Origin of the sequence: Streptomyces katrae (assembly GCF_000966975.1) — a bacterium.
Classification (GTDB): Bacteria; Actinomycetota; Actinomycetes; order Streptomycetales; family Streptomycetaceae; genus Streptomyces; species Streptomyces katrae.
The window spans coordinates 1-4,108 of sequence record NZ_JZWV01000071.1 but is presented as its reverse complement, the minus strand read 5'-3'; the positions used below and the strand labels follow the sequence as shown (position 1 = coordinate 4,108).

Below are 4,108 nucleotides of genomic sequence, written 5' to 3'. Positions count from 1 at the left end.
CCTTCAGGGCGGCCTCGTCGGCGATCTCCGCGTCCAGCGCGGCCCGCAGCGCGACCAGGTCGTCGGCGAGCAGCCGCAGCCGGGCGTCACGCAGGTCGGCCTGGATGACGGCCGCCCGCCGGGCCACGGCCGCCTGCCGACCCAGGGGCTTGAGCTGCCGGCGCAGCTCGTCGGTCAGGTCCTGCACCCGCGCGAGGTTGGCCTGCATCGCGTCGAGCTTGCGCAGCGCCTTCTCCTTGCGCTTGCGGTGCTTCAGTACCCCGGCGGCCTCCTCGATGAAGGCGCGGCGGCCCATGGGGTCGGCGTGCAGGACGGAGTCGAGCTGGCCCTGGCCGACGATGACGTGCATCTCGCGGCCGATGCCGGAGTCGGAGAGGAGTTCCTGGATGTCGAGGAGCCGGCACGTCTCCCCGTTGATCTGGTACTCGCTGCTGCCGCCGCGGAACATGATCCGCGTGATGGTGACCTCGGCGTACTCGATCGGCAGGGCGCCGTCGGAGTTGTCGATGGTGAGGGAGACCTCGGCTCGGCCGAGGGGCGGCCGGCCCGTCGTCCCGGCGAAGATGACGTCTTCCATCTTGCCGCCGCGCAGGGATTTGGCCCCCTGCTCCCCCATGACCCAGGACAGCGCGTCCACGACGTTGGACTTGCCGGAACCGTTGGGGCCCACGACACAGGTGATGCCCGGTTCGAAGCGGAGGGTGGTCGCGGAGGCGAAGGATTTGAAGCCGCGCAGGGTCAGGGACTTGAGGTGCACGCCGCCGGACTCTACCTTTCGCGTTCGGTTTCACCCATGAAGGTGCAGGGCAGATCAAACGCCAAAGGAATCAGCCGCCCACCTGGCCCAATGCGCCGCTGGCGCACCGGGCCGGTGGTCGGACCGCCGCAAAGGGGGATCCGCCGCAGGAAGCCGCAAGAAAGAAGGGACGCCGGAGCGTCCCTTGCAGATCGTGCGGGGCCCTTGCAGATCGTGCCGGGCTGGAGTCGGACGACGGGTAGTCGCGGATCAGGTGAGCGCAGGCTCCGCCTGGGATACGTCGAGGTCCATGCTGCCGAGCAGCGAGTCCCCGTGCTGAGCGGCGGCCGCGGTCAGAGCGTCGTTCTCGGACTGGATCCGTCCGAGCTCGGACTCGAGGTCCTGGACGCGCTGCTGAAGCCGTCGCATCTCGGCGAGGAGTCGCGGGTCGGAGCCGCCGACGTAACCGAGAAGCGCCTTTGCCATGATGGATGGTCCTCCACACTGAGTGACCGACCGAAGCGGTGTGGGTCGTGAGGGAATCGCACCCGCGGATGTCCGGCAGCGACTGTCAGTCACTGCACTCACTAACGCCGCCTACTGCCAGCACTGCCAAACAGCTCAGGTGCGCGGGGCTTCCAGCGTCTCACCAAAAAGTTTGACGGTCAACACGATCACGCCCCGTATCGGCGGGCGTCCCGGCCCGCAGAGGGGGCGTGGAGATCATCCTCGTCTCCGAGCCTTCCACGATTCGCCGCCGACGGCAACGGCTCGACGGCGAATGCGCAGTTCCGACCGGGTGCGGACGGTCCGGGGATCTGATCAGTTCATGATCGGTCGATAGATCACCGGATCTCGAACCCGTCGTAGCCGCCGCGCGGTGTGCCCCAGATCTCCGTCACCCCGTCCACCCGGCCGGGCGTGTCGCCGTCGCGGAGCCAGTCGAGCAGCCGGTGGCAATTCTCACGTTGACCTTCCGCCACCACCTGCACTCTGCCGTCGTCGAGGTTGAGCGCGAAGCCGGCCAGCCCTCCGATCTCCAGAGCATTGGCCCTGGTGAACCAGCGGAAGCCCACTCCCTGTACACGGCCGCGCACCCAGGCGGTCATGCGTACGTCTTCGTCCATGCAAGAACGCTAACCGTGCAAAGGCCTCTTGATCCCCTCGCCCCCTTTGCGGCATGGACTACAGTCCCCCACCAATGCCTCACCCGTTCGGGTGAGCAAACGTTGATCCTGCAAAGAGGGGCCGCGACCCATGGGACGCCACCGACTCCACGCCGCACCGCGCCGCGGTGCCGGCCGCACCGCCGTGCGCACCGGGCTGCTCGGCGTCTCCGTGGCCGTGGTCCTCGGCACGGCGGCCGTCACGACCGGCTTCGTACCGGTCGGCGGCTCCTTCCCCTACGTCGGCTCGGGCTCCGCCGACCGGACCGAGGCCCGGGCGAAGCCCACCCCGAGCCCGGAGGCCGGGCTCCAGCAGGGCGGTCTCGCCAACCTGTCCGGCCGCGCCTCCGACGGCCCCGGTACGGGCACCCCGTCGGCCACCCCCTCGGCCTCCCCGAGCCCTTCGGCCTCGCCGTCCCCCTCGGCTTCCCCGACGCCCACGCCCACCCCGGCGGCCTCCACCAAGGCCCCGGAGAAGACCGCCTCCCCGCAGCCCCCGAAGGCGGCCGCCCCCAAGCCCGCGGCGCCCAAGCCGCCGGCCGCCGGGGTCGCGAACCCGTCCGCGGAGGCCGAGGTGCTCGCCCTGGTCAACCAGGAGCGCGCCCAGGCGGGCTGCGTCCCGGTCCGGGCGAACCCGCCGCTGGCCGCGCTCGCCGCCGCCTTCAGCAAGGACATGGCCGTACGGGGCTTCTTCGACCACACGGACCCGGACGGGAACACCCCCTGGCAGCGGGCGCAGAACGCCGGGATCAGCGGGATGGGCGGCGAGAACATCGCCCGCGGCCAGGGTGACGCCAAGACCGTGATGGAGTCCTGGATGAACAGCCCGGGCCACCGCGCGAACATCCTCAACTGCGAATTCCGCACCCTCGGCGTGGGCGTCTACTTCGGCGCCGGCGGCCCCTGGTGGACCCAGGACTTCGGCTTCTAGAGCCCGGCCGCCGGCCCCGGAAGGGGTCAGACCGCGGCAGCGGCCAGCGCCGCCCGGCCCGCGACGACCACGCGGGTGTGCTCGGCGACCCGGCGGCCGAGGTGCTCGGCGGTCGCGATGTCGGCCTTGTGCACGGCCTCCGGACCCTCGTCGGCGTTGCTCTGGGCGGCCGCACCGGAGGAGAAGCCCAGGCGGTTGAGGTCGAACTCGCTGCCGGTGGAGGAGTTCCAGCCCGGCTTCAGACCGAGGTTCACCCAGCTCATGCCGTGCTGCGAGGCCAGCATCTGGAAGTACTGCAGGGTGTTGAGCTTGTCGCCGGACTTGGACGCGGAGTTGGTGAAGCCCGCCGCCACCTTGTCCTGCCAGGCGTCGCCGAACCAGCGCTTCGAGGTGGCCTCGGCGAAGACGTGGAAGGCGCCGGACGCGGTGCCCATGTAGGTCGGGGAGCCGAAGACGATCGCGTCGGAGGCGTCGAGGAGTTCCCACTCGGCGTCGGTGATCTCGTCGACCTTGACGACGTGCACGGTCGCCCCGGCCGCGGCGGCGCCGGCCCGCACGGCCTCGGCGACGACGGCGGTGTGGCCGTAGCCCGAGTGGTAGGCGATCGAGACGACGGGGGCGGGGATGGTGGCAGACATGGCACTACTCCTAGAGGGCTGTTGCGGTGCGCCGCGATGTGCCGCGGTGCGACACCAACAGAGAAGCACTAACTTTTGGAAAGCGCAAGCAGACAGTTAGCGCTACCCGGAGGTACGCTTGAGGTATGGAGACCCCCGCCTGTACCGACGTCTGCGCCGAGGCCGACGCGGCCGACCTGTCGTTCGACGTCTTCGCGCGCGCCTGCCCCTCCCGGGAGACCCTGGAGCACGTCACCGGCCGCTGGGGCAGCCTCACCGTGGGCGCCCTGCGCGACGGCCCCCGCCGCTTCAACGAGCTGCGCCGCCGGGTCGACGGAGTGAGCGAGAAGATGCTCTCCCAGACCCTGCACGCCCTGGAGCGCGACGGCATCGTCACGCGTGAGGCCCAGGCGACCAACCCGCCCCGCGTGGACTACGAGCTGACCCCCCTCGGCCGGGAGGTCGCCGACCGCCTGCTCGCCCTGATCCACTTCGTGGAGGGCAGCATGGGCGTGGTCCTCAGCTCGCGAGAGGCCTACGACGCCGCGCGCGGCGGCCTCTGACAGCGCGGGCAGAAGTAGCTGGACCGGTTCATCCAGGCCCGCCGCCGCATCGGCGTACCGCAGCGGCGGCAGGGCTCGCCCTCCCGCCCGTAGGC

The 4,108-nt window shown here is 70.8% G+C and carries 7 protein-coding genes; 2 read left to right on the top strand and 5 right to left on the bottom strand.

All coding sequences use genetic code 11. The features are described 5' to 3' along the window. From VR44_RS03875 to VR44_RS03865, 3 genes are all read right to left on the bottom strand, one after another. On the bottom strand, positions 1 to 757 hold a 757-nt coding region (locus VR44_RS03875), incomplete at its 3' end, for a chromosome segregation SMC family protein (RefSeq protein ID WP_045945928.1). Positions 758 to 1,006: 249 nt separating this feature from the next. After that, positions 1,007 to 1,222, bottom strand: a complete 216-nt coding sequence (locus VR44_RS03870) for a hypothetical protein (protein WP_042810367.1) — start codon at positions 1,220 to 1,222, stop codon at positions 1,007 to 1,009. A 359-nt stretch (positions 1,223 to 1,581) separates the two neighbouring features. Then, positions 1,582 to 1,863, bottom strand: coding sequence for an acylphosphatase (locus VR44_RS03865; protein WP_045945927.1), 282 nt, complete (start codon positions 1,861 to 1,863; stop codon positions 1,582 to 1,584). Positions 1,864 to 1,993: 130 nt separating this feature from the next. Here VR44_RS03865 and VR44_RS03860 point away from each other — a divergent pair, with 130 nt between their 5' ends. After that, a complete protein-coding gene (locus VR44_RS03860) occupies positions 1,994 to 2,833 on the top strand; it encodes a CAP domain-containing protein (protein ID WP_045945926.1) in 840 nt (279 codons plus the stop codon). 26 nt (positions 2,834 to 2,859) lie between these two features. On the opposite strand, the gene VR44_RS03855 is transcribed toward VR44_RS03860, so the two are convergent. Next, the gene (locus tag VR44_RS03855) at positions 2,860 to 3,459 is read right to left on the bottom strand and encodes a flavodoxin family protein (RefSeq protein WP_211275015.1); all 600 of its coding nucleotides are present in this window, start codon (positions 3,457 to 3,459) and stop codon (positions 2,860 to 2,862) included. 137 nt (positions 3,460 to 3,596) lie between these two features. Between VR44_RS03855 and VR44_RS03850 the strand changes: the two genes are divergently transcribed. Beyond that, the gene (locus VR44_RS03850; protein WP_045945924.1) at positions 3,597 to 4,013 is read left to right on the top strand and encodes a winged helix-turn-helix transcriptional regulator; all 417 of its coding nucleotides are present in this window, start codon (positions 3,597 to 3,599) and stop codon (positions 4,011 to 4,013) included. Here VR44_RS03850 and VR44_RS42195 read toward each other — a convergent pair. Continuing rightward, the coding region (locus VR44_RS42195; RefSeq protein WP_281187104.1) for a zinc finger domain-containing protein at positions 3,986 to 4,108 on the bottom strand (123 nt) is incomplete at its 5' end. The two genes, VR44_RS03850 and VR44_RS42195, sit on opposite strands and share 28 nt — an antisense overlap.

Bases quoted from the DNA above. Each gene is read 5' to 3' on its own strand.
- VR44_RS03870 (WP_042810367.1), bottom strand. From the start codon at position 1,222: ATGGCAAAGGCGCTTCTCGGTTACGTCGGCGGCTCCGACCCGCGACTC.
- VR44_RS03865 (WP_045945927.1), bottom strand. From the start codon at position 1,863: ATGGACGAAGACGTACGCATGACCGCCTGGGTGCGCGGCCGTGTACAG.
- VR44_RS03860 (WP_045945926.1), top strand. From the start codon at position 1,994: ATGGGACGCCACCGACTCCACGCCGCACCGCGCCGCGGTGCCGGCCGC.
- VR44_RS03850 (WP_045945924.1), top strand. From the start codon at position 3,597: ATGGAGACCCCCGCCTGTACCGACGTCTGCGCCGAGGCCGACGCGGCC.